Source organism: Wolbachia endosymbiont (group A) of Sphaerophoria taeniata (assembly GCF_947250735.1).
Classification (GTDB): domain Bacteria; phylum Pseudomonadota; class Alphaproteobacteria; order Rickettsiales; family Anaplasmataceae; genus Wolbachia.
The window spans coordinates 205,353-229,072 of record NZ_OX366344.1; the positions used below are offsets into that span (position 1 = coordinate 205,353).

At 35.6% G+C, this 23,720-nt stretch carries 26 protein-coding genes and 2 pseudogenes; 17 read left to right on the forward strand and 11 right to left on the reverse strand.

The window, feature by feature from the left end; all coding sequences use genetic code 11:
- The first annotated feature begins 1 nt into the window (after position 1).
- Together tatB and OOK84_RS00935 are read left to right on the forward strand one after the other, a co-directional pair.
- Positions 2-298 carry a Sec-independent protein translocase subunit TatB gene (gene tatB / locus OOK84_RS00930; protein ID WP_253307184.1) on the forward strand — a complete coding sequence of 99 codons (297 nt, stop codon included), beginning with the start codon at positions 2-4 and terminating at the stop codon, positions 296-298.
- Positions 270-1,652, forward strand: a complete 1,383-nt coding sequence (locus tag OOK84_RS00935) for a PleD family two-component system response regulator (RefSeq protein WP_264688012.1) — start codon at positions 270-272, stop codon at positions 1,650-1,652. Before tatB ends, OOK84_RS00935 begins: the two co-directional genes overlap by 29 nt.
- A gap of 144 nt (positions 1,653-1,796) precedes the next feature.
- On the opposite strand, the gene recO is transcribed toward OOK84_RS00935, so the two are convergent.
- On the reverse strand, positions 1,797-2,519 hold the full coding sequence (gene recO, locus OOK84_RS00940) for a DNA repair protein RecO (RefSeq protein WP_253307186.1): 723 nt from the start codon (positions 2,517-2,519) through the stop codon (positions 1,797-1,799).
- A 151-nt stretch (positions 2,520-2,670) separates the two neighbouring features.
- Between recO and OOK84_RS00945 the strand changes: the two genes are divergently transcribed.
- Both OOK84_RS00945 and OOK84_RS00950 read left to right on the forward strand, forming a co-directional pair.
- Entirely contained in the window at positions 2,671-3,297 is a 627-nt protein-coding gene (locus OOK84_RS00945) for a hypothetical protein (protein WP_253307187.1), read from the forward strand.
- A 54-nt stretch (positions 3,298-3,351) separates the two neighbouring features.
- The gene (locus tag OOK84_RS00950; protein ID WP_264688014.1) at positions 3,352-3,474 is read left to right on the forward strand and encodes a hypothetical protein; all 123 of its coding nucleotides are present in this window, start codon (positions 3,352-3,354) and stop codon (positions 3,472-3,474) included.
- Positions 3,475-3,528: 54 nt separating this feature from the next.
- Here the strand turns inward: OOK84_RS00950 and OOK84_RS00955 are convergent, their stop codons facing one another.
- Positions 3,529-3,867, reverse strand: a complete 339-nt coding sequence (locus OOK84_RS00955; protein ID WP_264731924.1) for an outer membrane protein assembly factor BamE — start codon at positions 3,865-3,867, stop codon at positions 3,529-3,531.
- Between the two features lie 130 nt (positions 3,868-3,997).
- Here OOK84_RS00955 and OOK84_RS00960 point away from each other — a divergent pair, with 130 nt between their 5' ends.
- Entirely contained in the window at positions 3,998-4,987 is a 990-nt protein-coding gene (locus tag OOK84_RS00960) for a ribonucleotide-diphosphate reductase subunit beta (protein WP_264731925.1), read from the forward strand.
- Here OOK84_RS00960 and OOK84_RS00965 read toward each other — a convergent pair.
- Positions 4,936-5,229 carry a hypothetical protein gene (locus OOK84_RS00965; protein WP_264731927.1) on the reverse strand — a complete coding sequence of 98 codons (294 nt, stop codon included), beginning with the start codon at positions 5,227-5,229 and terminating at the stop codon, positions 4,936-4,938. The two genes, OOK84_RS00960 and OOK84_RS00965, sit on opposite strands and share 52 nt — an antisense overlap.
- A 21-nt stretch (positions 5,230-5,250) precedes the next feature.
- Here OOK84_RS00965 and OOK84_RS00970 point away from each other — a divergent pair, with 21 nt between their 5' ends.
- Positions 5,251-6,381 carry a dicarboxylate/amino acid:cation symporter gene (locus OOK84_RS00970; protein ID WP_264731929.1) on the forward strand — a complete coding sequence of 377 codons (1,131 nt, stop codon included), beginning with the start codon at positions 5,251-5,253 and terminating at the stop codon, positions 6,379-6,381.
- Positions 6,381-6,983, forward strand: coding sequence for a tRNA (adenosine(37)-N6)-threonylcarbamoyltransferase complex dimerization subunit type 1 TsaB (tsaB, locus tag OOK84_RS00975; RefSeq protein WP_264731931.1), 603 nt, complete (start codon positions 6,381-6,383; stop codon positions 6,981-6,983). The genes OOK84_RS00970 and tsaB overlap by 1 nt, the downstream gene beginning before the upstream one ends.
- Here tsaB and OOK84_RS00980 read toward each other — a convergent pair.
- Positions 6,978-7,601: an AAA family ATPase gene (locus OOK84_RS00980; RefSeq protein WP_264732624.1), complete on the reverse strand. Its 624-nt coding sequence runs from the start codon at positions 7,599-7,601 to the stop codon at positions 6,978-6,980. The two genes, tsaB and OOK84_RS00980, sit on opposite strands and share 6 nt — an antisense overlap.
- A gap of 280 nt (positions 7,602-7,881) precedes the next feature.
- Here OOK84_RS00980 and OOK84_RS00985 point away from each other — a divergent pair, with 280 nt between their 5' ends.
- The 3 genes and pseudogenes from OOK84_RS00985 (at position 7,882) to OOK84_RS01005 (ending at position 11,063) form a co-directional block, all read left to right on the forward strand.
- Positions 7,882-8,592, forward strand: a complete 711-nt coding sequence (locus tag OOK84_RS00985; protein ID WP_253307196.1) for a class II aldolase/adducin family protein — start codon at positions 7,882-7,884, stop codon at positions 8,590-8,592.
- A gap of 165 nt (positions 8,593-8,757) precedes the next feature.
- Positions 8,758-9,810: pseudogene (locus OOK84_RS06800) on the forward strand (IS3 family transposase).
- A gap of 74 nt (positions 9,811-9,884) precedes the next feature.
- On the forward strand, positions 9,885-11,063 hold the full coding sequence (locus OOK84_RS01005) for a ribonuclease D (protein WP_264731940.1): 1,179 nt from the start codon (positions 9,885-9,887) through the stop codon (positions 11,061-11,063).
- A 281-nt stretch (positions 11,064-11,344) separates the two neighbouring features.
- On the opposite strand, the gene coaE is transcribed toward OOK84_RS01005, so the two are convergent.
- Positions 11,345-11,932: a dephospho-CoA kinase gene (gene coaE, locus OOK84_RS01010; RefSeq protein WP_264731942.1), complete on the reverse strand. Its 588-nt coding sequence runs from the start codon at positions 11,930-11,932 to the stop codon at positions 11,345-11,347.
- Between the two features lie 166 nt (positions 11,933-12,098).
- Here coaE and OOK84_RS01015 point away from each other — a divergent pair, with 166 nt between their 5' ends.
- The 4 genes from OOK84_RS01015 to OOK84_RS01030 all read left to right on the forward strand — a co-directional run bounded on the left by OOK84_RS01015 (position 12,099) and on the right by OOK84_RS01030 (position 14,609).
- Positions 12,099-13,502 carry an NAD(P)H-dependent flavin oxidoreductase gene (locus OOK84_RS01015; protein WP_264688020.1) on the forward strand — a complete coding sequence of 468 codons (1,404 nt, stop codon included), beginning with the start codon at positions 12,099-12,101 and terminating at the stop codon, positions 13,500-13,502.
- Between the two features lie 150 nt (positions 13,503-13,652).
- Positions 13,653-13,865, forward strand: coding sequence for a hypothetical protein (locus OOK84_RS01020; protein ID WP_264731944.1), 213 nt, complete (start codon positions 13,653-13,655; stop codon positions 13,863-13,865).
- 29 nt (positions 13,866-13,894) lie between these two features.
- Positions 13,895-14,443 (forward strand): hypothetical protein, encoded by a 549-nt coding sequence (locus tag OOK84_RS01025; protein WP_264731946.1) that lies wholly within the window; start codon positions 13,895-13,897, stop codon positions 14,441-14,443.
- Between the two features lie 43 nt (positions 14,444-14,486).
- Positions 14,487-14,609: a hypothetical protein gene (locus tag OOK84_RS01030; protein ID WP_264688022.1), complete on the forward strand. Its 123-nt coding sequence runs from the start codon at positions 14,487-14,489 to the stop codon at positions 14,607-14,609.
- Positions 14,610-14,952: 343 nt separating this feature from the next.
- On the opposite strand, the pseudogene OOK84_RS01035 reads toward OOK84_RS01030, so the two are convergent.
- The 5 genes and pseudogenes from OOK84_RS01035 to OOK84_RS01055 all read right to left on the reverse strand — a co-directional run bounded on the left by OOK84_RS01035 (position 14,953) and on the right by OOK84_RS01055 (position 19,889).
- Positions 14,953-16,105, reverse strand: a pseudogene (locus tag OOK84_RS01035) (transposase).
- A 243-nt stretch (positions 16,106-16,348) separates the two neighbouring features.
- Positions 16,349-17,512 (reverse strand): 1-deoxy-D-xylulose-5-phosphate reductoisomerase, encoded by a 1,164-nt coding sequence (gene dxr / locus OOK84_RS01040; RefSeq protein ID WP_264731948.1) that lies wholly within the window; start codon positions 17,510-17,512, stop codon positions 16,349-16,351.
- Positions 17,513-17,585: 73 nt separating this feature from the next.
- Entirely contained in the window at positions 17,586-18,083 is a 498-nt protein-coding gene (locus OOK84_RS01045; RefSeq protein WP_264731950.1) for a hypothetical protein, read from the reverse strand.
- Between the two features lie 329 nt (positions 18,084-18,412).
- Positions 18,413-19,114: an ABC transporter ATP-binding protein gene (locus OOK84_RS01050; RefSeq protein WP_264731952.1), complete on the reverse strand. Its 702-nt coding sequence runs from the start codon at positions 19,112-19,114 to the stop codon at positions 18,413-18,415.
- Entirely contained in the window at positions 19,107-19,889 is a 783-nt protein-coding gene (locus tag OOK84_RS01055) for an MlaE family ABC transporter permease (RefSeq protein WP_264731954.1), read from the reverse strand. The genes OOK84_RS01050 and OOK84_RS01055 overlap by 8 nt, the downstream gene beginning before the upstream one ends.
- Positions 19,890-20,220: 331 nt before the next feature.
- Between OOK84_RS01055 and rpmF the strand changes: the two genes are divergently transcribed.
- The 3 genes from rpmF to OOK84_RS01070 are packed head-to-tail and all read left to right on the forward strand — an operon-like array spanning position 20,221 to position 22,400.
- On the forward strand, positions 20,221-20,403 hold the full coding sequence (rpmF, locus tag OOK84_RS01060; RefSeq protein WP_010962967.1) for a 50S ribosomal protein L32: 183 nt from the start codon (positions 20,221-20,223) through the stop codon (positions 20,401-20,403).
- A gap of 10 nt (positions 20,404-20,413) precedes the next feature.
- Positions 20,414-21,451: a phosphate acyltransferase PlsX gene (gene plsX, locus OOK84_RS01065; protein ID WP_264732626.1), complete on the forward strand. Its 1,038-nt coding sequence runs from the start codon at positions 20,414-20,416 to the stop codon at positions 21,449-21,451.
- On the forward strand, positions 21,444-22,400 hold the full coding sequence (locus OOK84_RS01070) for a beta-ketoacyl-ACP synthase III (RefSeq protein ID WP_264688027.1): 957 nt from the start codon (positions 21,444-21,446) through the stop codon (positions 22,398-22,400). The genes plsX and OOK84_RS01070 overlap by 8 nt, the downstream gene beginning before the upstream one ends.
- A 776-nt stretch (positions 22,401-23,176) precedes the next feature.
- Here the strand turns inward: OOK84_RS01070 and OOK84_RS01075 are convergent.
- Entirely contained in the window at positions 23,177-23,671 is a 495-nt protein-coding gene (locus OOK84_RS01075) for a Smr/MutS family protein (protein ID WP_264731956.1), read from the reverse strand.
- Between the last annotated feature and the right edge of the window lie 49 nt (positions 23,672-23,720).

The window sequence follows — 23,720 nt, forward strand, 5'->3', positions numbered from 1 at the left end:
AATGTTTAATATAGGTCTTTCAGAAATTTTGGTCGTTGCTTTAGTGAGCATAATTGTTCTTGATAGAAATAAGGTGCCTGTATTTATTGATCTTATTAGGAATACATATAGGTATCTTATGATTATAAAATCAAAAGCTAGGAGGTTATTGAAAGACGCAGGAATTGAAGACTTATATAAAGAGTGTAATACTGAGAAAGTAAATTACATAGTTGGTAAAAATGGTAAGCTTTATCCTACTTACGATATAGATAATACATCTAAAGATAATGACAGCGAAGATTCTAGTAGTAGATGATGTACTATCTAATGTCAAGCTTTTAGAAGCTCGACTAAAAGCAGAGTACTATACGGTTATCGTAGCTCATGATGGTGAAGAAGCTATAGATTTAGTAGCAAAGCAGCAGCCTGATATTATATTACTTGATATCATGATGCCAAAGATGAATGGCTTTCAAGTTTGTAAGGAGCTAAAGAGTGATCCCTTGACAACCCATATTCCAATAATTATGGTAACTGCACTGCATGATACTCACAATAGAGTACAAGGCATTAATGCTGGTGCAGATGACTTTCTGACTAAACCAATAAACGAAACTGCTTTATCTGCGAGAATTAAGTCTCTCACACGCTTAAAGATGATTATCGACGAATTGCGTTTGAGAGGAGAAACCAACGCTGAGATTGGCGGAGTAGCAGGAAACAGTATTATGGATTATTCTAATCAGATTTTTGATGCTAACATACTTGTTGTAGATGAAGATGTCTTTCAAGCAGAGCAGATATATAATGTACTAAAGCACCGCTTTAGGTCAATTAAAATACTGAGTGATCCAGTGGAGGCATTAAAGGTTGGTATTAAGAATAATTACGACCTGATCATTTCTGATATGCAGTTTTCAAAAACTGACGGCCTGCGTTTGTGTTCTGAGTTTCGTAGTAAAGTAGAAACACGCTATACACCAATTCTGATTCTTTCTGAGGATTATGATAAAAACAATTTAGTAAAAGCACTTGATGTAGGTGCTAATGATTATTTAACAGTACCTTTGGATGAGGGTGAGTTAATAGCAAGGGTTAATTCGCAAGTAAAACGCAAAAGATATCAAGATGCCTTGAGAATGAATTTATTTAATAATGCGGAAATGTCTATAAAGGACCCATTAACTAACTGTTATAATAGAAGATATTTTGATGCACACTTAAGAAACATTGTTAAGGACTCTGTGGAAAAGGATAGAAGGTTGTCTCTTATGATACTTGATATAGACTATTTTAAGATGGTGAATGACAGTTTTGGGCATAGTGCTGGAGATGAACTTTTAAAGCAAGTACAGAAAAGAATTTCTGAAAATATCAGAGTGACAGATTTACTAGCTAGGTTTGGTGGTGAGGAGTTTGTTGTTGTAATGCCAGATACCAATGTATCAGATGCGTACACTATTGCGGAGAGAATACGAAAAATTATTGCTAAAGAACCTTTTATACTTGCGGACAAAAATACAACCCATAACATAACTGTGAGCATTGGAATTGCAGAAATGCAAGGATCTGACCTTGACGATATTAAAAAATTTATAGTACGTGCTGACAAATATTTATATAAGGCAAAAAACAGTGGTAGAAATAGAGTGGTTACTGGCTATAGCTAAAGTGGCTTAAGTTTACCGACAACCGTCATTCCGCTACTCGTTAGCGGAATCTATGCTGAGATACCGCGAATGAATCGCGGTATGACGTGTTGCTTGGTTTAGCTATAGATTTCTGAAATGATTTCAAAAAAATGATAACTAAGGTTAAAGCGACAACATGAGGTTTCTCAGCTCTGGAAATTTCATGTTTAACTGCAAAAATAGATACTTATTTAAAAAATATCCTGTGACTTTCAGTCCTAACTGAAATTCTTGGAATGAGTAGCTGTTTTGTAGGTTATTATTGTATACATCATGCAACATTTGTGGAAAAGGTAGGAGTTTATCTGCATAATAATCTCCTGCTTTTTTTGACACTGCTCTACCAGTTTTTGGAGAAATAAATTGTAAGTTTTCCTTAACACCTGTTACAGCACATTTGGATAAGTCTAACTTGAATCCCAATTGCGTAAGAAGCAGAAGCTCTAAGTTAAGATAATGGCTTTGCCAAGACTGATTGTTGTGTTTAATTACATCGATGAAATATCGAAAATTGTCATACAGCATGGCACAGGGTTCACTTTCTGGAAGCACTTTTTCTAAAATAGAGGAGAAAGAGACAATAGTAATGCTTTTTAACCTATCTTGAAAGAAATGATGGAATGGAGATTCGATTAATTCGCACTTTAAAAAACCCAGATTTTCAGGTAACTTAGCACTCCATTCTGCATGTAATAGATTACTTATCTGAAACTTATAATTGCTATTGTTTGTTAGCTTAGTTAATCCCCTGCGCTTTCCATGATTTTTTGTAAACAGAGAAAGAATTAAGTTTTTATCGCCGTATTTTTTAGCAGCTATAATGATGCCTTCATCTTTCCATCTCATTTAGAGTATATTGACCGTATTGACCGTATGATATTATAGAAATAGTAAAATTAGTACAGCAAAAACTACGTCTTTGAGCTTAAATCAACTAAAATATATTGACTTTACGTGCAATATTAGCTTTAAACCAGTAAAACAAACTGCTTAACATATGCGTTTTTTCTATTCTAATTACATTCTTTTTTTATCTTTATGTTGTTTTCTGCTTTTTTCGTTACCTTCAACAAAAGCCCAAACGAATGATACGTCAGTTGTTCCTATACCACAAAGGAAAAAAGAAACAGTTGAGCACACTGTTGTAGCACAACCGAGGCAAATTATCGAAATGCAAGAAGAAGTCATTATTAACGAGGGTAAAGAATTCATTCCAGTTCCAAAAAGAAAAAAAAGTGTAGGGAAGAAACTAAGAAGGGATGTTAGAGAGGCAAAAAATGAAATAGGAAACGAAAAAAGCGTTGAGAATAAAAAGGATGAATTAGTTGTAACAGAAATTATTAACTCTATAAGAGACAAACTTACAAAATGCTGGAGCATTCCTGAAAGCATAGCTTACAAAGAAAATTTTAATATAAAAATTAACTTATTATTATCCAGTCAAGGCGAGATAATTATGGCCGATGTAGCAGACAGTGATTCCTATCGAAATAATCCACTTTTCAGGTCGATAGCAGATAATGCAATGCGTGCAGTATATAAATGTAGCCCATTGACTGGCTTGCCTACTCAGCACCACCACATTTGGCGTGAAGTAACACTAGACTTTATTCTAAATGGGTAAAATCTTACAATAGACCTCTTATATTACCTTCTGTCATCCCAGTAGTCAGGCTACTTGGATGACAGAAGTAGACACTTCACATTATCATTCCAGCGCTCCTTTCTTGTCATGCCAGTGCGTGACACTGGCATCCAGAAAAAAAATAGATCCCAGTGTCTGGGCACTGGGATGACGTAATACGGTTCTTGGATGACAAAGAAGGGCGGGAAAAACTCTGTAGTCAGCAGATTTTCAATCAGGAACAGCCAAAGATCTCTCTAAGATGTCAGTTTCTTTTGTATCTGCAACTTTACCGTTCTGATCAAATGAAATTTGCAGGGACTTACTGCTATACTTCCTTTTTCCTAAGAAGTTAGCTTGTTTAATTTTATATGAGACATAGTACCAAACATTGTCATCGAACTTTGATACTAATATTGGTGATCCTAAAGTGTGAACCACTTTTTCTTTATCGTCACCTGCTTTTATCTTGCTCCACAATTCAACACTAATGCCAGGAGCTCCGTGGTTGTGAATAGTGTGTGTGCAGCTCACTGTAAATAATAAAATAAAAGATATTAATACTCGCATTTCTGTTGATAAATTACTTGAAGCTATAATACACTAATAAATTACCTGCCGTCAAATTTCAAAAAGTTAAATTGACTGATTCTCAATATCACTTAATATAATATTTACTTTAGAAAATAATAGGTGTCTTATGTCATTGTTAGAAGCAGATCCAATATACAAACCTTTTAATTACCCTTGGGCGTATGATGCGTGGCTGCAGCAACAAAGAATCCATTGGATACCTGAGGAAGTTCCGCTTGCTGATGACGTGAAGGATTGGAAAACTAAACTTTCAAACGTAGAGAAAAATCTACTAACTCAGATTTTTAGATTCTTTACTCAAGCGGACATTGAAGTAAATAACTGCTACATGAGGCATTATTCAAATATATTTAAGCCAACAGAAATATGCATGATGCTTGCAAGTTTTTCCAATATGGAAACCATACACATTGCAGCTTATTCTTATCTTTTAGACACAATTGGCATGCCAGAAAGCGAGTATCAAGCATTTTTAAAGTATGATGCTATGAGAAAGAAATATGAATACATGCTGGAATTTGAGGAAAGCAAAAAACACGATAAAAAACATGTAGCTAAAACTCTAGCAGTGTTTGGTGCATTTACCGAGGGGTTGCAGTTATTCGCATCGTTTGCAATTTTGCTCAATTTCCAACGCTTTGGAAAAATGAAAGGCATGGGGCAGATAATCGCCTGGTCAGCCCGTGATGAAACTTTGCACACCAATTCAATTATTATGTTATTTAATACATTTATTAAAGAGAATAATGAAATTTGGGACAACGAGTTTAAAGAGGAATTATATTCTGCATGCCGCACTATTGTTGAGCTTGAGGACGAATTCATAAAGCTTGCCTTTGATTTAGGAGATGTTGAAGAACTATCCGCAGAAGAAGTGCGCAATTACATACGCTACGTAGCAAACAGACGGTTAATGCAATTAGGTCTTGAGTCCATATATGATGTCAATGATAATCCTATTCCATGGCTCGATGAAATACTAAATGGCGTTGAACATACGAATTTCTTTGAAAATAGAGTAACAGAGTATAGTCGTGCAGCAACTCAAGGCACATGGGAGGAGGCTTTTACTGAAAACGACACGAATAATAGGTGAGTGCTAATTTCACTCTTCTTTGTCATGCAAGTAGCTGACACTGGAATCAGTTTTTTGATCGAGAATGTTGTATAGTGCATAATCAATTTTCCTGGATCGAAGTAGTCAAGGCACTGGGATCTAATAGATAATATTCGTGCAGTACGCGCGGGAGTAACAAAAGCTGCTTGTCTTTCATAATGTTTCGTAGCAATAGGCAGTTTTGCTTTACTTAACAACCAACTTACCATATATATGTCCATAGGACATTGGTATATAAGAACGTGCTACAACTATTAATCTTACTCACGGTCATCACTTCAGTTGCATTCTTTGGTCATTTAGTTCCAATGGAAGCAAAAACCTTCTTGTACTCAACGAGCCTGAGTATAAAAGAGGTTTTGCTATTTATAATGCCTTTTATTATTTTTGCGTTAATCTTTAGCAGTGTTAACAATCTTAAGCAGTCAGCTATAAAGTTTATATTGTTACTTATTATAATGATCTTCTTATCGAATCTGGCTTCAAGCTTAATAGCTTATTCTGTTGGGCATTTTATCATACAAAACACTTATTCAATACAAGATATAACGTATGAAGAAACAATTGTTCCTTTATGGTCGTTTAGGCTTCCGCTACTCCTTTCTAACTTTCATGCTCTTGCTTGTGGATTTGTGTCCAGCATAGTAGTGTCTATACTGCTACCTAAGAAAAGCAAAGAGCTTTCGAACAAAATGTTAGATTTAACTCTCTTTATTTTGAAGACGTTTTTGACGCCGATTATTCCAATATTTGTACTTGGGCTTGCTTTAAAAATGCAGCATGATCAAGTTTTATCTATAATATTTAAGGATTACTCAATAATTTTCATTATTATAGCATCTGCAACCTACCTTTATGTTTTCCTCTTATATGGAGCAGCAAATTCATTCAAGATCACAAGCTGGATAGCTAGTATAAGCAATATGATACCGGCATTTATTACTGCGATGAGCACAATGTCTAGTAATGCAACTATGCCGCTTACTCTTGAAGGAAGCAAAAAAAATGTAAAGCAATCTGATATAGCATCGTCTGTTATACCAATAACTGCTAGCTTCCATTTAGTAGGTGATTGCTTTTTTGTTATAATATTATCAATGGTAATTACTTCTGGTTATTTATTGTCCACAACGGACTATGTAACTTTTCTTCTCTATTTTTTGTTATTTAAGTTTGCTATCGTTGCAGTGCCGGCAGGAGGAATTATGGTAATGCTACCTATTCTTGAGAAATACCTCAAATTTTCTCCAGAAATGCTTTCGTTAATCACAGCCTTGTATATAGTGTTTGATCCAATAATCACTTCAGCAAATGTTATGGGTAATGGTGCCTTTACTATGATGTTTACAAAACTCTATGATAAGCTTAAGTAATGTCTATTTTAGCGATTGATACTGTAGGTACTGGTAGTTCAATAGCAATAGTTGATTATGATGGTAATTGTTTTGTAGAGCGCAATTCCGCCAGCAACAATCATGTAGAATCATTTTTTCAAATTCTGAATACTTTGTTTGATAAGCACAATTATAATTATGATAAAATAGATCATTTAGCGGTAGTAGTTGGACCAGGAAGTTTCACTGGAATTAGAGTTGGTATATCAGCAGCACAAGGTATAAATCTTGCTACAAATAAGCCATTATACGGAGTTAATGCGCTGGAAGTTCAAGCTTACACAATATCTTTGCTTTGTACGAATAGCAAAAAAAATATCAGAGCTATAATCAAAAATACTCAAGGGTTTTATACGCAGTTATTTGATTTCAATTTATTGCCGCTATCTGGTCCAACTGCAGCACGTGACCATGGATCCAAGTGTCACGCTACAAGCAGTGACTGCATTACACATATGGATTGCAATTTAAATGCTAGCCATGCAGGACTATTGGTTCATTATAGACTGAAGAACAAGCAAAAATTAAATGAAGTTGAGGCTCTATATTTAAATGAGCCTCAGTATATGAAATCATTATAGACTATTCTTTCGCGTACATACAATGTGGCTAAGCCTGTGCATCTGGTTTACTATCTCTTGAGCTACTTCTTTTATACTCATATCTGAATTTTCTATCTCTATGGCACTCGGTGGTATAAATAAATTGTTAATCCTAAATTGCTCTATCATGCTATTTACATTAGTCACCTTCCTATTTTTTCTTTGCCTTTTTAATGCAATACGCTTTTGTAATGTCGGTAGATCACACCTAAGTACCACAGGAAGGATTTCTGTGTTCATTTTTTTACTAAGCCTTACTATTGAATCATACATCCTCATGTTCTGGTCATTATTTTCCATCAACCCATCAATAAATATGTAATTTTTTGAGTGAATCGGATAATTTTCTATTACCTGAAGCATAATTTGCATAATGTCATATATTCTATCTTGAACTTCTTTAGGTATTTGATCACGTTCAAAGACACCATTGTATATAGAGCAAACTTGAACACTGTTATAGAACTTACTATTTACAATTAATGCGTCTATCATATTGGACAATTCTATTGCTGTGGAAAGTTTACCACTTCCTGAAAGACCAGAGAGATATATGAAAAATCCTGCTGGCTGTTTTTTTGTGTTAATACTTACCATGTTATTTTCAATCTTGAAACTTACATTTATAATAACATAAAAACAAAGCTTTAAAACATATGACATATTACATAGAAAATTATTTTTATAGTTAAGATATTATGTAATTTAGAAACATAAATTCTGTATATAAACTCTATAATAACGATAACTATTTTTAAGCAAGCTACAACACAAAAGTGTTTGGTATTCAGAAAGCAAGACAGAGTGGCATAGACTTATTAGTTTACTACAAGCCTTTTTTCGTGTATAAATCTTCAGAAGATTCTAACAGAGGATTGTGTTGTTAACAAAGAGCAGAGTAAAAAGGGATCTAGTCTATGCCTATCAGATTTTGTCTTACCTTAAACTGGATGATCATACATATACTCACCTCTCGGTATGTTCTGAAGATCAAAAGTCGTTTTATATTTACCCATTTGGTATACGCTTTGACGAAGTGAATGAAAATTCATTGATGAGAGTATCACTAGATGGAAATGTGATTGAGGGTACAGAATATCAATATAATAAAACTGGCTATATAATTCATGGTTTTGTTTATCAAGCAAGGAAAGACATTCAAGCAATTTTTCACCTGCATACACCTTCTATTGTAGCAGTTTCTTCTCTAAAAGATGGACTACTTCCAATAAGTCAATGGGCACTGCACTTTTACAATAAAATCTCTTACCATAATTATAATTCCCTAGCACTTAGCAATACAGAAGGAAAGAGGTTAATAGCTGATCTGAAAGAAAATTTTGTCATGTTAATGCGCAATCATGGATCTATAACGTGTGGTCGGACTATACAAGAAGCAATGTTTTACACGTATCATTTAGAACGAGCGTGCAAAACTCAATGTTTAACGTTAGCAATGAATAGGGAGTTATCAATTCCAAGTGAAGAAATTTGCTCAAAAGCTGTAAAGGATCTCCTATCTTTTGAAAGCAATCTTGGTGAGAGGGATTGGCACGCATGGGTTAGACTAATTAAAAGTAAGTTGTAAGAGGCCTTCGCACTACTATCTGTCATCCAAGTAGGGAGTCATACGCGTCAAGTTAAGAGGTTATGAGCAAATTTAGAGAGGTTAAAGTGGATACTCTGACCTTACCCAGAAAAAGTAGAGAGAAAGTTAAGACGTTTTTGGAGTAAAATAAAACGTTTTTTCAAAATATGGCAAATAGAAGCAGCAGGATTCGAATTAGAAGCTGTTAAGCTGGTTAAAGAAACAGAAGTAAAAAAATAGCAAAAGATCTAGGCATAGATGGCAGTATGTTAAGTAAATGGGTAAGAAAATATGATGGAAAAATGTCAGAAGCATACGCATTTCCAGACAAAGGCTCCTTATGACAAAGAAAGATTTGATCTAAAAAAAGAACTAGCAAGAGTAACAAGAGAAAGAGACATTAAAAAAAAAGCCCTGACCAAACAAAAAGAGTAAAGTATTCTTTTATATAGAAATTGCTATAAAATACAGGAACTATGTAGGGTTTTAGACATATCTGCTGGTGGTTATTATAAATGGGTTGCTAAGGGAAAAAGCAGTAAGGAATTAGCAAGAGATGGGCTTCTAGCAGATATTCAAAAAAAGCATCCAAATGCAGATCCCTAAAATTCACGCTGAATTAAAAGCTTTAGGCAAAAATTAAAACAGTACAAAGTGTTATGCAGAAAAATGGTATTCGGGCTATATTGAGAAGAAAATTTAAAACTAAGAAGCAACAAACGGACAATAGAGTCGTAGCTCTCAATATATTAGACCAAAACTTTATTGTCGATCAACCAAATAAAATATGGGATTACTTATATAAAAACCAAAGAAGGATGGCTATATTTGGCAGGATCTATATTCACGCATGGTAGTTAATGAGCAGTTCAATAAATAAACAATTGGTTGTTGACTCTTTATTGATGGCCGTTAATAAGCGCAAACCCGATAAAAATCTGCTGTTACATAGCGATCAAGGGTCACAGTATACCTCTCAAAATTACCAATTTCTATTGAATACAAAAAACATCATTTCCAGCATGAGCCATAAGGGATGTTGTTACGATAACTCTGTTGCAGAAAAGTTCACTCAAAAGGGAGCTCTTATTGATACTTCTCGCTCAACAAACCAGAACTGCCATATTTGAATACATAGAAATCTTTTATAACAAACAACGTAGGCATTCTACTATTAATTATTGCATTCCTGAACAATTTGATGCATCATTCTCATGACAAAAACGTCTTAACTTTCTCTCTACTTTTTCTGGGTAAGGTCAGATAAAGTAGAACCACCAAGTGAAAAATATATGCTAATTAGTACAACATCAGAGCTGGAAGATACGTGTGAAGAATTAATAGCAAAAAAGCCGAAATTTATAGCAGTTGACACGGAGTTCATTAGAAATAATTTAACCTACTACCCAAAATTATCGTTAATTCAAATTTCTTACGGAGAGAAGAGTTTTATTGTAGACGCATTAGTGCCAGAAATTGATTTATCATTCATTAAGAAAATAATGCTAAATCAGGGGATAACCAAAGTGTTTCATAGCTGCAGGCAGGATATAGAATCCTTACTCACTGTGTTTAAATGTATTCCCACTCCCATTTTTGATACCCAAGTTGCCGCTATGTTTTGTCATTATTATCATGACTTTATTGGTTACTCAAAAGTAGTAGAGCAATATCAAGGAGTAGTGCTGGATAAAATTAAAGCTAAAAATTCAGATTGGTTAAGGCGTCCGTTGTCCGAGGATCAGTTAGACTATGCAATAAACGACGTGGTACACCTATATGACTTATACCAAATATTGTGCAATAAACTTGAAGAAAATAATAGGATGTGTTGGTTTCAAGAAGAGATGGAATCAATAGTTAATATAAATAAGTATTTACATAGTCCAAAAGATGCATGGAAGAGAATTAAATTTAATTATGAAGCAAATCCAAGATTGGTATTAACTGTTAAAGCAGTTAGTGAATGGCAAGAGACCTTAGCACAGCGCTATAATATGAATCGTAATAAAGTAATTAATAATGCTGTAATAGCTGGTTTTATTGAAAAAAATGTAGAGCATGTTGATGAGATTTTAGATGATCTCAAGAGGAATGCAAAAAATATAAAAGATGCAGATTTACTAGAGTTTGTGAATATTTTTAATGAAAATGAAAAAAATTGGATGCAGCAAAACAACATCTTACCGAATAATTATGACAAATCTGTATTCGATATACTCTCAATTATTTTAGATAGTAAATGTAAAGAAAGTAACATATCAAGGAAATTAGTTTCTTCAAAAGATGAGTTAACCGGGTCAATATCTGGGCAGATAGATAAACTATTCAAGGGGTGGAGATACGATTTTTTTGGCAGGTCAGTTGAATCATTTTTGAACACAAGCTCAAAATTTGAGATTTCAGCAGTGAAATCCGCAAATAATACAACTAAAATTCGGAGTAATTTGGTGGAGAATAACTGTTGCTAAAGTAACTTAGATTTATCGACAATCGTCATTCCGCTGCTTGTTAGCGGGATCTAGAGATACCGCGGCGGTATGGCGGTTCGCGGCAGTATGAAGATAACTTCGTCATCCCGCTGCTTGTTAGCGGGATCTATGCTAATACCAATTCTCAATAATAATGAGACAAATGAAAAAGAGTGCTTTCCGCCTATAACTGGAGGTTTAAGTGAATTTATCGTATATTCTATTTGTCTTCCAAATAACGAAGTTTGGTATAAGAGATACCGTGACGGTATGACGTAGAGCTACGTGTTGAGGTTTAATGAATCCACTATTTTTTTTATTTGAGAAAAAACATACTCTTTGCTTACACTGGTGTCGATAATAAAGTCACTCATCTTCCTTTTCTCCTCAATAGATAACTGAACATTGAAGATTAAATTTAGCTTTTCTTTATCTATGTTGCGTTCGTTAAGTCTTTGAGCTTGCACAACGCTATCTGCATAGATAAAAATAATAATGTCACAGTATGAATGAAATTTTGTTTCTAATAGAAGTGGCACATCTAAAACTAAAAGCTTTCTATCGATCTTTTTTTCCTTGGCAATAAAAAATTCTAATTCACGCAGCACAGCAGAGTGAACCAAAGATTGAAATTGTTTCCAATTTTCATCGTAGGCTAAGAAATATTTAGACAGTACTGTTCTACCTATTTCACCATTTACTACCACTCCAGGAAAATTTTTTTCTGCATAACTTATTATGCTTTTATCCACTTTATAAAGTTGGTGTACAACAGAATCAGCATCAAACACAGCAGCACCAAACTCTTGAAAGCAATTAGCTACAAAGCTCTTTCCTACCCCAATTCCGCCTGTTAGACCTATGATCATATAGCAAAATACATTAGACTTCTTTCGAAACTATATTACAGTAGCTGCTGTGTCTACTCAAAACCCAAATTTGGCTATGCAGAGGCTCTGATGATAAAAGAAAAAATAAACAGCTATTATTTTTTTAGTAATTAAGTAAAATAGAGTGAAAGATTGCGAGGAAGTTTTGAAAAATAAGATAAAAAAGATAGTAATTTCAGGAAAGGAAGTGTGGCCAATCATTGAGGGCGGCAAAGGCATCGCAATCAGTGATGGAAGGTCAAGTGGAGCATTTGCTGCAGCAGATGCTGTGGGTACGTTTTCTGGTGCAAATGCTAAGCTTATTGATGATAATGGTGAGTTAGTGCCGCTGATTTACAAAGGCAAAACAAGAAATGAAAAACACAGTGAATTGATTGAGTATAGTATTAAAGCTGGAATCAGTCAGGCAAAAATAGCGAATGAAATATCAAAAGGTCATGGAAGAATACATATGAATGTGCTTTGGGAGATGGGAGCAGCAGAACGCGTGCTTCATGGCATATTAGAAAAAGCAAAAGGCTTAGTTCATGGTATTACCTGCGGTGCTGGTATGCCTTATAGGCTTGGAGAAATTGCAGCTAAATATCAGGTTTATTATTACCCTATTGTCTCATCGGTGCGTGCTTTTAAAGCATTATGGAAGCGCACTTACCAAAGAATATCTTCCTGTTTGCTTGGTGGAGTAGTGTATGAAGATCCATGGCTTGCTGGAGGGCACAATGGACTCAGTAACAGTGAAGACCCAGAGCTACCACAGGCTCCATTTGAAAGAGTTGCAGAGCTTAGATCTTTCATGAACGAGATCGGTCTTTCAGAAACACCAATTGTTATGGCAGGAGGAGTGTGGCATTTGAAAGATTGGGAACATTGGTTTGACAATCTGCAAATTGGACCAATAGCTTTTCAGTTTGGCACTCGTCCACTTTTGACGAAAGAAAGCCCAATTTCTGCAGAGTGGAAAAAGAAGCTACTCACTTTAGAAGAAGGTGATGTATTTTTAAATAAATTCAGTCCAACAGGGTTTTACTCATCTGCAGTAAAAAATAACTTCATACGTGAGTTGCAGAAACGGAATTCACGTCAAATAAAGTTTTCAGAAAATGCCAGCGAAGAATTTAGTAGTGAATTTGCAATGGGTAGCAGAGGTAGGAAGATCTACCTTACTTCAAAAGACAAAGAGCTGGCAAATACATGGACTAAAGCAGGGTATACAGAAGCAATGAAAACTCCAGATACAACTGTTATTTTTGTGACGCCAGGCAAATTTGCAGAGATAAGACAAGATCAAATCAATTGTATGGGATGCTTAAGTCATTGTTTGTTTAGCAATTGGAAGGATCACGGCGACCATTCAACAGGACGAAAGCCAGATCCACGGAGTTTTTGTATACAAAAAACACTGCAAAACATTATACATGACGGCGATATTGAAAATGAACTCATGTTTTCCGGGCACAATGTGTACAAATTTAAGCAAGATCCGTTTTATGAGAATGGCTACGTACCGACAGTAAAAGAGCTGGTGGAAAGGATATTAACTGGGTATTAAGTTATGGTTGATTTGACAAGAAGACGTTACTTTGTTATAATAAGTATTTATTAATTTAGTCTTAACTTAAGAGGGTATTTATAGTAGCAAGTGATAGTGTTTTAAAAAGGTATGCGTTAGCCTATATAAAAAAATCTGGTAGTAACAGTAATGTTAAAGAGTTTTTACAATTTTGTAATACGCAAAACACCACAAATTGGAGTGAGGAGAATTTTAAAAATGCGTATGAAAAATTTACACATCCAAATTCAAGCAATAGGCACGATACAGGAAGCAGAAATTATCAATATAACGCAGGGAATGACGCGCAACCTACAAGCCCTAAGACTACACATATACATGTACACAATAATAGAGGTTTAGATTTTTGGGATTATTTTCTACTTCGTAGCTTGTTTAGTGGTAATACTGGTCATACTACAGTTATAAATAACCCTGGTTTCAGTAGTGGTAGCAATCAAAGCAGAGAAGATAAGAAAAAAGACTCGGAAGACAGTAGAAAGCTATTAGTTTTAGGTATGGTAGCTGCAGTTGTGTGTGTTGCTTTCCATGCTGGTATGTGTTTTTGGTATAACAGCAGCAGAAAAGCGGCTAGAAAAGAAGAAAAAATAGATTATCTTGATAATAAGCTTAAGATGCTTAGGAATATAGAATTTGCGGTTGGCGCTGTTTCTTTAGCGGCTTTGGTAGCTTGTGCTGTTTATCCAGTGTTACCAGTGTGGGGTTTAGTTATCCTTGGCGTTAATTCTCTCGTATGTTTTGCTGGTGGTTTAGCTTTTCATATGAAGCATGAGAAAGAATCAGATAATATTGAGAAGGCTAAAGAAGCAGTTAGGAATTATGGACCACCTCCTCCTTACTCTCCTCCAAGCGCTCCTCCTTATAGTGAATTTAATGATTCTAATGTGAGAGGGGTGTTTGGGAATTGTAAGGCGTGCTAAACCCATAACTGTACGAACATTTTGATTTGGGCCCATCAGGAGGGTGTCATTCCAGTGCTCCTTTCTCGTCATCCCAGTGCCCAGACACTGGGATCCAGCTAAGTTAGTGAGTGTAAAAGTAGCCAACCTTACGTTAAAACACAACGTTCTTGATGAGATTGCATAAAAACTGGATTCCTTACATCATAGAGGCACTGCCATTATAGAGTAAAATGAGATCCCAGTGTCTGGGCACTGGGATGACAGCTAGCCTGACAACCGTCATCCCGCTGCTTGTTAGCGGGATCTAGAGATACCGCGGCGGTATGACGGTTTGCGGTAGTATGACGTAGTACTGCTGTCGTCCCGCTGCTTGTTAGCTGATGAGATACCGCGAATGAATCGCGGTATGACGGTCTGCGGTGGCATGACGATAACCTCGTCATCCCGCTACTTGTTAGCGGGATCTAGAGATACCGCGGCGGTATGACGAGGGAGAACAGTCAATGGCGTCAACTTAAGAGCATACATTAGCAAACTCTCCTAAAGACATGATGGCGTTTAGGCTTATCTACTTTATCGCGGCTATACAATCTTCCCGGTCGGATCTTAACTTTAGCGCGTATACTTAAAAAGGGCTTGAAAGTTTTTTGGCGCAATAAGTACCTGATAGAGTTTCTGCCTCATTACACCAAATAAAACTGAAAAATTTAAACGATACTCAGCAATTTGATCTGGGTTCCAAGGCCCTTGTGCATCACACATATGAAGCGATAATATATTGCATATGACCAAGTTTGCCCAAAATTCTTGTAATACAGCCTCTCCAGAAAAATTCTCTAACTCTGCTCCTACTTTGAGTCGTTTATAGCACTCCTCTATGTGCCACCTTAATACATAAGCTTTACTCCAAAGTCTCGATCAAAAACTCTGTTTCTCCGTTGGCTAATGTCAGCTCTTACTTTCTGTCCTTTCATTTTATTTTTTAGCTTTTCATTTTCCAATATAAAATCAAAATCTAATTCGCCAGCGTTCCCATAGCTTGCTATAATTTCTTTTTTGCAAGCGAAAAATAAAATCTACTTCCAAATCATCATGCTGCTGAATGAATTTTACTGAAGACGATCATAGATAAATAATAATTTCTCTTGATTTAATGAACGCATTTGAGTGATAACTTCGGGTAATTGCTCTTCCGCCAACGTTTGTTCACCTATATTCCAAGCCGCAAGACGAGCACTACAAATCAGCGAAGTACACAAATCAACAAACAAATTGCCAATGGTGGCATTGTGCCTGTTGTTCCATTTGGTTTAAAGCGGCCAAACTCGGATACAATTTCCTCAGAGCTGAATACCAGAACCATCTGCTGCAATAAGTCTATAGCCTCTCCAAGTTCCATACTCAGGTTCATCCTGATAGGCTGTTTGGATGCTTAAATTCTTGAAAGCCTGTATGGCAAATCTTATACCTTGCTTTAGAAAAAGCTTGCTTTGAGGGTACATGTCAATGGCTCCATAAGTTCACATTCTATTCCCAAACTTTTTTTAACTAACTATAGAAAATACTGTCGAAAAAAGAAGTTTTCTTGTTCGTGTAAAACTCAACACAATGGATTTTCTGAAAAGTTTTCGAGTATATTGCATTTTTAATTTGTAAGATAAGATCTTTTCCTTTTTGCATGCCTCACCTAAAAATGACACATTTTAAACTTTTTTGTTGCAATAAAATAGAAACAAAAGTGCTGTCTCTTGTAGTATTTTACTCCTTAACATCCCTTAAGTTGATGCCATTGCCTGAACGGATACAATTATTCAACCATATTTTTGAAGATAGCTAGTTTCTGTATTTATTTTAAATTGAAGAAAGCTCAAATGAAAGATCGTGTTTTGCTAAAATCACAGAATGCAGTCTGGTTACATTACTCTAGCTATACGCAACAACTTTACTTTCAACAATTTTATTAGCAATAATACGACTTTCACAATCAATATTTATTATATCAGATAGTGAATTAATATCAGTGTAACTATCAAAACTTTCCATTGTTGATTCCACTACCTCTACTATTTTTAAAAAGCCAATTCGTGACTTCAAAAATTCATTAACAGCTATTTCATTTGCAGCATTGAGCACAATACTGTTTGTTTGTGGAGCAGAAGAGTTTAACACTGCCATGCTAAGCTTGAGCGCAGGAAAACGCTTATGGTCTGGTTCTTGAAAGGTCAATTTTCCTTGCTTTGTTAAATCTAATTTACGATTTAAAGCTGATCTTTCCGGCCAAGACAAAGCATATGAAATAGGAATTGCCATGTCAGTTTCTGCAAGCACAGCAAAGTTGAACCCATCCTTATAAGTTACAATTCCATGTACTATTGACTCAGGATGCACTATTGCTTCAATTTTATCCGGGCTGATGTTAAACAAGTTATGTGCTTCTATTATCTCTAGTGCCTTATTCATCATTGTTGCACTATCAACTGAGATTTTCCTTCCCATATTCCAAGTGGGGTGACTAAGCGCCTGATCTACCGTGACATTTCTTAATTGCTCAGAACTATAGTTTAAGAATGGTCCACCAGAAACAGTAAGTATGATCTTTTCTACGCATTTGTCGTCATTTTGCAAAACTTGAAAAATTGCGTTGTGTTCAGAGTCGATAGGGATTATTTGTACGTTTTTTTCTTTAGCTTTTTTGAGTAATAACTTTCCACCGCAAACAATGCTTTCTTTGTTTGCTAGTGCAATGACTTTAGTACCGCTTTCTATGATGTGCATAACTGGTTCAAGGCCTGCAATGCCAATTATTGCAACAACTGAGAGATCAACAGGTATGGTAGCAATATTTGTAGCGCCAATTGCTATTTTTACATCTGTACCAAGTAGGTTTTCTCTTAAATCTTTGTAAAACCTTTCATCGGAGATAGCAACGTATTTTGCATTCAGCAGTTTTGCTTGGTGTGCCAGTAGAGCAAAGTCTGAATGGGCACTTAGTGCTTCCACTTGGTATTCTTCTTTTCTCCTTGAGAGCAAATCTACAGTCTTTTTTCCAACACTTCCTGTTGATCCTAAAACTGAAACCTTTTTCACTAAGACAAACTCACAACAATAGCAACTTTTCTTATTAGGTCTTCTCGCATACTATTCAGCAGTTTTTAAGCGTTTAACCAAGTTCATGTCCGTGGTCATCGCCAACAGATGGTGAAGGACCAGGTGAAAAAGATTGACCATGGTGATCACCTGCATCATGCATGTCTTGCAAACCATCAGCATTATGAGCCATTTCATTATTGGCATGAGGGTAATCATCTGAGTGAGGTCCCTCATCACCATGAGCCATATCCATTCCTTCTGATGGCATATCTTCCCCACCTCCACCTGAAAAATGTTCTGCAATGCTTTCAAGAAATTTTATGCCAAACATATTACCTGATTTTCCAAACAGTGTTACTAAACTACTGCCACTTACCAAACTTTCAAACACGTTACTATAAGCAGCAATTGCTCCTTCATGAAAGTTGAACAACCATTTCATTCCATCCACGACTGTTGAAACAGAGTCACTATGACCAAGACCAAAACCACTTTTCTCACCAGCGGCTTCTTGGTGTTGCTGCTGCGCTTGCCATTCTGCAATATTTGGACCTTGAGCTTCACTCATAAATTTTTACTCTCAACCTTAAGCTATTATTTTATCACAAATATTGCAAAATATCAATAGAGCTTTTGAATATAGCTAATACAAACAATTTCTGTCATCCTATATATAGCTAAACTGACTTACGACAATTTGAAAAACGACAAATTCGTCATTCCGCTACTAGTTAGCGGAATCTATGCAGAGATACCGCGAATGAATCGCGGTATGACGTGTTGCTTGGGTCAGCTATAGGATCCAGTTTGAAAAAAATCTGAATTCCAATGTCCGCTACCTTTTACAGAGTGAAAACTCAAAAATATGATTGTTAGCAATAGTGTACATATCTTTAGCTATATATAACGAATGAATTTCTTTATATATTCGTTATTAGTATTTTGTATTTCCTGAACAGTTCCATGGGAAATGATCTCCCCTTCATGTAATACTGCTATTTTATCAGCTATTTTAAATGCGCTATGAATATCATGTGTAATCGTGATAATTGTAGTGTTAAGATCTTTAGATAATTTTATTATTATCTCGTTTACTATATCTGACATAATTGGGTCCAATCCTGAAGTTGGCTCATCTAATACGATGATTTCTGGATTGTGTGCAATCGCCCTTGCAAGTGCTACTCTTTTTTTCATTCCACCTGATAGCTCTATTGGAAACATATCTGCTATGCTTTCCTCCAGTCCAACATCATTTAACTTCTCGATTGCTAGCTGTTTTGCCTCCTTTTTGCTGATATTAAAGCGCTTTTTATAATTAAAAGATATATTTTCCCACACTGTAACGTAGTCAAATAAAGCGGAATTTTGAAATAAAACCCCAAATTTATTTTTGCTTTTACTATTTATTTTAACAGACCCTGAGTCTGGAGCAAGCAAGCCGATAATTGTTTTTGTTAGTACAGATTTGCCGCTTCCTGAGCCGCCAAGTATGACTAATGATTCCCCTTTTAATATATCGAAACTTAGATCTTTTAGTACTGTCCTATCATCAAAAGATAAGCTTAAGTTCAATATTGATATTATGGGGTTACGCATGTATCAAAGTAATCATGTAGTTTGCTAAAATGATCAGTATGGACGATAAAACAACAGTTGATGTTGTAGCAACACCTACTCCTCGTGCACCTTCTTTGCAATGGTAACCGTAATAGCAACTTGAGACAGAAATTATGGCGCCAAAAGCAATTGCTTTTATTAGCCCAACAATAAAATCGTACATATTAAAGAATTGAGCTGTGTATTTAATGTATATATTTAGATTGTGGTTAAATTCGAAGACTGCAGTGATACATCCTCCAAATATTCCTATTAGATCTGCACATACTGTAAGTATGGGAAATACTATGATTGACGCTAAAATCCTTGGTGCAATTAAATACTTGAAAGGGTTGATGTTCAAAGTTGTAAGGGCATCTATTTGCTCGGTGATGCGCATTGTACCAATTTCTGCTGCAATTGATGATCCAACCTTCCCTACCATTATTAAGCTGATCAAAACTGGTCCTAACTCTTTAATGATAGTGATCGTAACAAGTTTGGGTATTATCTGCTCTTGGTTAATTAATGAGTCACTCAAGCTGCTTTGTAAAACTATCGCCGCTCCTATAAAAACTCCAGTGAGCCCAACAATTGGCAGAGAGAAAAAGCCTATCTCTATAATTTGTTTTGCTACGTTGCTAAAATAATATGGTGGCACAAAGCAGTGGTATAGAGATTGAATAAAAAATATGAATGCACTACCAAGCCTTAACAAAAAATTGATAAAGTACCTACCAATTATTCTAACACTATTTATATCAAAAAAGCTCACTTTGTATTCATTTTAGCTAGAGGTTAGTCTTACTGATTTTATTAAAATTTTTATTAACTTTATCGCAAAGTATAGCTGAGATATGTTTTAAGTTCAACATACTTGATGTTTTAATTTAAAGCTTAACCCAAGAAAGGTTTCCCTACGTCATACCGCCGCGGCGCTAACTAGTAGCGGAATGACGGTTTTTCAAATTGTAGGTAAACCTAAGCCACTTTAGCTATAGGACTCAATTACATAAGCAAACCTTACTTATTTTATTATCCCTGTTTACTTCTTGTAAAAAACATGTTATTAATGAATTGAATTTTGTAGTAGAATGGAGGAAGTTTTGGCAGTTCCAAAAAGAAAAAAGTCGAAGTCAAGGCGTAATATGCATCGTTCTCATCATGCTATTGAGCCTAAGAATGTTGTGGTATGTTCAACAACTGGAGAATTCATGTTGCCTCACAATGTAGCAGTAGATGGCAGTTACAAAGGAAAACGAGTTTTCATTAAGCAACAGGCAGAATGACTATTATGGTATGTTACCTACGGTCAATAATTACATAGTTATTGCACTTGACGCTATGGGGGGCGATTTTGCGCCTCTTTCCGTAATTCAGGGTGCTGGTTTTTTTTTGGATAATCTTGTTGACCCAGGCATTAAAGTTCTTTTTCATATTTATGGAGATAAGGAAAAAGTATCTCCTTTGCTTTTGAAATATAAAAAAGTAAGTAACAATTCTGAGTTTACTCATTGTTCTGACAATGTCCTTGCAAATGATAAGCCATCTTTTGCGCTGAGACATCGTAAAGACTCAAGTATGAAAGCTGCAATTGTTGCAGTGAAAGAAGGTAAAGCTTTCGGAGTGGTATCTTCAGGCAACACCGGGGCGTTGATGGCAATTTCCAGATTTATTTTAGGAACATTACCAAATATTTATCGTCCTGCTATTGTCTCTATCTGTCCAACTAAGACAAAAAGCTTCGCTTTGCTTGACCTTGGTGCAAATGTCGATTGTAATGCCGATTCGTTATTCCAATTTGCATTAATGGGAAGTATATTTGCAAAAGTAGCGCTAAAAATTGACAATCCTGAGGTTGCTTTGCTAAATATCGGTACAGAAGAAGTTAAAGGTAATGACTCAGTGCGCGGCGCTTTTGAGTTGCTTAAAAATGCTCCAGGCATTAATTTCAAAGGGTATATAGAGGCAAGTGAATTTTTAGAGGGTAATATAGATGTGATTGTTGCTGATGGTTTTGTTGGCAATGTAATGCTCAAAACAGCTGAGGCAACCGCTAGTACTTTTATCAATCTAATAAAGCAGGAAGTATTCAACTCGTGGATAGCGAAAATGCTTATTGGTATATTGTTAAAATCTAAACTAAATAAAGCATTAACGCGTTTTAATCCCAAAATTAGAAGTGGAGCTATGTTTTTAGGGCTGAATGGTATCATCATTAAAAGTCATGGAAATTCTGATGCTATTTCTTTTGCCCATGCTATAAAATTTGCAGTAAATGCAATTAGTGAAAATTTAAATCAAAAGATAATTAACGGGGTAAGTCATATTGAATAAAAGTTTCATATTAAGCACTGGATCTTATCTACCAAGAAAAACGTTGAGTAACAACGAAATTGCATCGATAGTTGAGACAAGCGATAAATGGATAAGGCAGAGAACAGGAATAGTTCAAAGGCATATAGCAGATGAAGGAGAATTAACGTCAGATCTAGCTGTAAATGCAGCAAAAAGTGCTATAGAAAAAGCTAAAATTTCAGTAGATGAAATTGACTTGATTATAGTTGCAACAACAACGCCTGATAAAACTTTGCCTAGCTGTGCAACGATTGTACAAAGTAAGTTAAAATGTAAAAACGCATTTTCTTTTGATGTACAAGCAGCATGCTCTGGTTTTATATATGCAGTTACAGTTGCTGATTCGCTCATAAAATCTAACAATAGAATTAAATATGCGCTCGTTATTGGTGCTGAAATAATGTCTAGGATTGTTGACTGGGAAGATAGGTCAACTTGTGTACTCTTTGGTGATGGTGCTGGTGCAGTGATAATAAAATCGGAAATGGGTAGCAGCGTCATCATATCAACAAACTTACACTCTGATGGCAATGTGGACATATTATGTACGAACGGAGGGGTATCCTCTACTGATGATTCTGGAAAAATATGCATGAATGGAAGAGAAGTGTTTAAACATGCAGTGGATAAGTTAACAGCCTCAGTAGAGGAAACACTAAGATGCAATAATTTGAAAATCACTGATATTGACTGGTTAATTCCCCATCAAGCAAACATTCGTATTATTGAAGCAGTAGTAAAGAAATTAGATTTTCCTATAGAGAAAGTGATTAATACCGTTGATAAGCATGCAAACACCTCAGCAGCGTCAATTCCACTGGCCTTAGACTATGCAATACAAGAATCAAAAATAAAATCAGGAAATCTGGTACTGCTGATTGCAATAGGTGCAGGTCTCACATGGGGTTCCGTGTTGCTGCGCTATTAGACTTCTTGCATTACCTCCTGTTACCCAACTCGTAGAACATCACACCCATAGGGCACAGCATAACTGTATGAACATTGTGATTTGAGTCCACCAGATCTAAGTAGCTTGACTACTTGATTGGATGCTGAGTTGGTGAGTATAAAAGTATAGCTAACGCTGTAATACCGCCCACAACTGTACGAACATTGTGATTTGGGCCCATCAGGAGGGTGTCATCCGAGTAGCTTGACTACTTGGATCCAGAAAACTTAACTTTAAATAAGTGGCTGCATAATAAAGACTAGATTCCAGCGTCACGCGCTGGAATGACACCATTTTCGGTCTCTTAAATTGCTTTAGCTACAAACATTAAGAAATTTACCAAGCAGAAAAAAAAGGCAAAAGAAGCCCCGTGGTGCGAGTTTTGACTCTATATTACTGTAAGTGGCGCTGTAATAATGTGCTAACGCTTAAAATAAGCGCGATTTGGCTGAATGTAGAAAAAATAAAAAAGACATGCAGCCGCTATAATTTTATGTAATCCGCCAATAAATACCCTGAGTTTTTTACTGAATTTTGTCATTGAGCCTGCAGGTCAAAAATAAGTTTTGAGTCATAAATACCCTTACTACTACAATAAGGGGGCTGGCGGAGTTTGTCAAGGAAGTTTTTTCGTTTCTGCGGGCTACTTGAATAACGGCTACAATGTTTGTACAATTGTGCGTAACGCGCTGCCGAACACTGGTTTTTATATGGCTATATAAGAAAAATTAAGGCTTAAAAGGAAACTTAAGCAGCTAATAGGGCCTAAGCCTTCTTAATAAAACATAAAAAGCCCCTTTACCACCATGTTTTTTCGTAGCTTGCTGGTAGTATAGAACCATATGCTGGATTTTAGTATCATTTAACCACTTATTTAAGTTATTCTTTATAGTGTCTGTTTTATTTGTTGCACTGCCGTATCCCGTAATTACCAATAAACATCTATTTCCTGCTCGATAATTTTTGATAATAAAATCTATCAATTTACAGTAAGCATCCTCTATACTATAGCCGTGCAAATTGAGCTTATCGCTTATAAAATATTTACCCCTATCAACTTTTGATTTTGTGTTTTGGTCAAGACAAAATGATGAGTTACCATTATTAGTATTAAGAAAATTCCTTTGTAAGTCGGAGGTACCTTTATCAACCATAGACTTTATATTTACTTTATGATTAACTTTCAAAGTAACTTTTCCACATTCTATTGGCTTAACATTTTTTTGCCAATCCAACTCATCGTCCGACATAAACGCATTAATCGAATTGTATAATTTTACAACAATATCCAAACATAGT

What these genes read in the sequence shown, in the direction of transcription:
- OOK84_RS00965 (WP_264731927.1), bottom strand. Translation starts at nt 5,229, where the DNA reads ATGGACATATATATGGTAAGTTGGTTGTTAAGTAAAGCAAAACTGCCT.
- tsaB (WP_264731931.1), top strand. Translation starts at nt 6,381, where the DNA reads ATGTCTATTTTAGCGATTGATACTGTAGGTACTGGTAGTTCAATAGCA.
- OOK84_RS01020 (WP_264731944.1), top strand. Translation starts at nt 13,653, where the DNA reads ATGTTAAAGAGTTTTTACAATTTTGTAATACGCAAAACACCACAAATT.
- OOK84_RS00960 (WP_264731925.1), top strand. Translation starts at nt 3,998, where the DNA reads ATGTCATTGTTAGAAGCAGATCCAATATACAAACCTTTTAATTACCCT.
- OOK84_RS01045 (WP_264731950.1), bottom strand. Translation starts at nt 18,083, where the DNA reads ATGAGTGAAGCTCAAGGTCCAAATATTGCAGAATGGCAAGCGCAGCAG.
- OOK84_RS00955 (WP_264731924.1), bottom strand. Translation starts at nt 3,867, where the DNA reads ATGCGAGTATTAATATCTTTTATTTTATTATTTACAGTGAGCTGCACA.
- tatB (WP_253307184.1), top strand. Translation starts at nt 2, where the DNA reads ATGTTTAATATAGGTCTTTCAGAAATTTTGGTCGTTGCTTTAGTGAGC.
- coaE (WP_264731942.1), bottom strand. Translation starts at nt 11,932, where the DNA reads ATGATCATAGGTCTAACAGGCGGAATTGGGGTAGGAAAGAGCTTTGTA.
- OOK84_RS00980 (WP_264732624.1), bottom strand. Translation starts at nt 7,601, where the DNA reads ATGGTAAGTATTAACACAAAAAAACAGCCAGCAGGATTTTTCATATAT.
- OOK84_RS00945 (WP_253307187.1), top strand. Translation starts at nt 2,671, where the DNA reads ATGCGTTTTTTCTATTCTAATTACATTCTTTTTTTATCTTTATGTTGT.
- OOK84_RS00935 (WP_264688012.1), top strand. Translation starts at nt 270, where the DNA reads ATGACAGCGAAGATTCTAGTAGTAGATGATGTACTATCTAATGTCAAG.
- OOK84_RS01075 (WP_264731956.1), bottom strand. Translation starts at nt 23,671, where the DNA reads ATGTCGGACGATGAGTTGGATTGGCAAAAAAATGTTAAGCCAATAGAA.
- recO (WP_253307186.1), bottom strand. Translation starts at nt 2,519, where the DNA reads ATGAGATGGAAAGATGAAGGCATCATTATAGCTGCTAAAAAATACGGC.
- OOK84_RS01050 (WP_264731952.1), bottom strand. Translation starts at nt 19,114, where the DNA reads ATGCGTAACCCCATAATATCAATATTGAACTTAAGCTTATCTTTTGAT.
- OOK84_RS01005 (WP_264731940.1), top strand. Translation starts at nt 9,885, where the DNA reads ATGCTAATTAGTACAACATCAGAGCTGGAAGATACGTGTGAAGAATTA.
- plsX (WP_264732626.1), top strand. Translation starts at nt 20,414, where the DNA reads ATGTTACCTACGGTCAATAATTACATAGTTATTGCACTTGACGCTATG.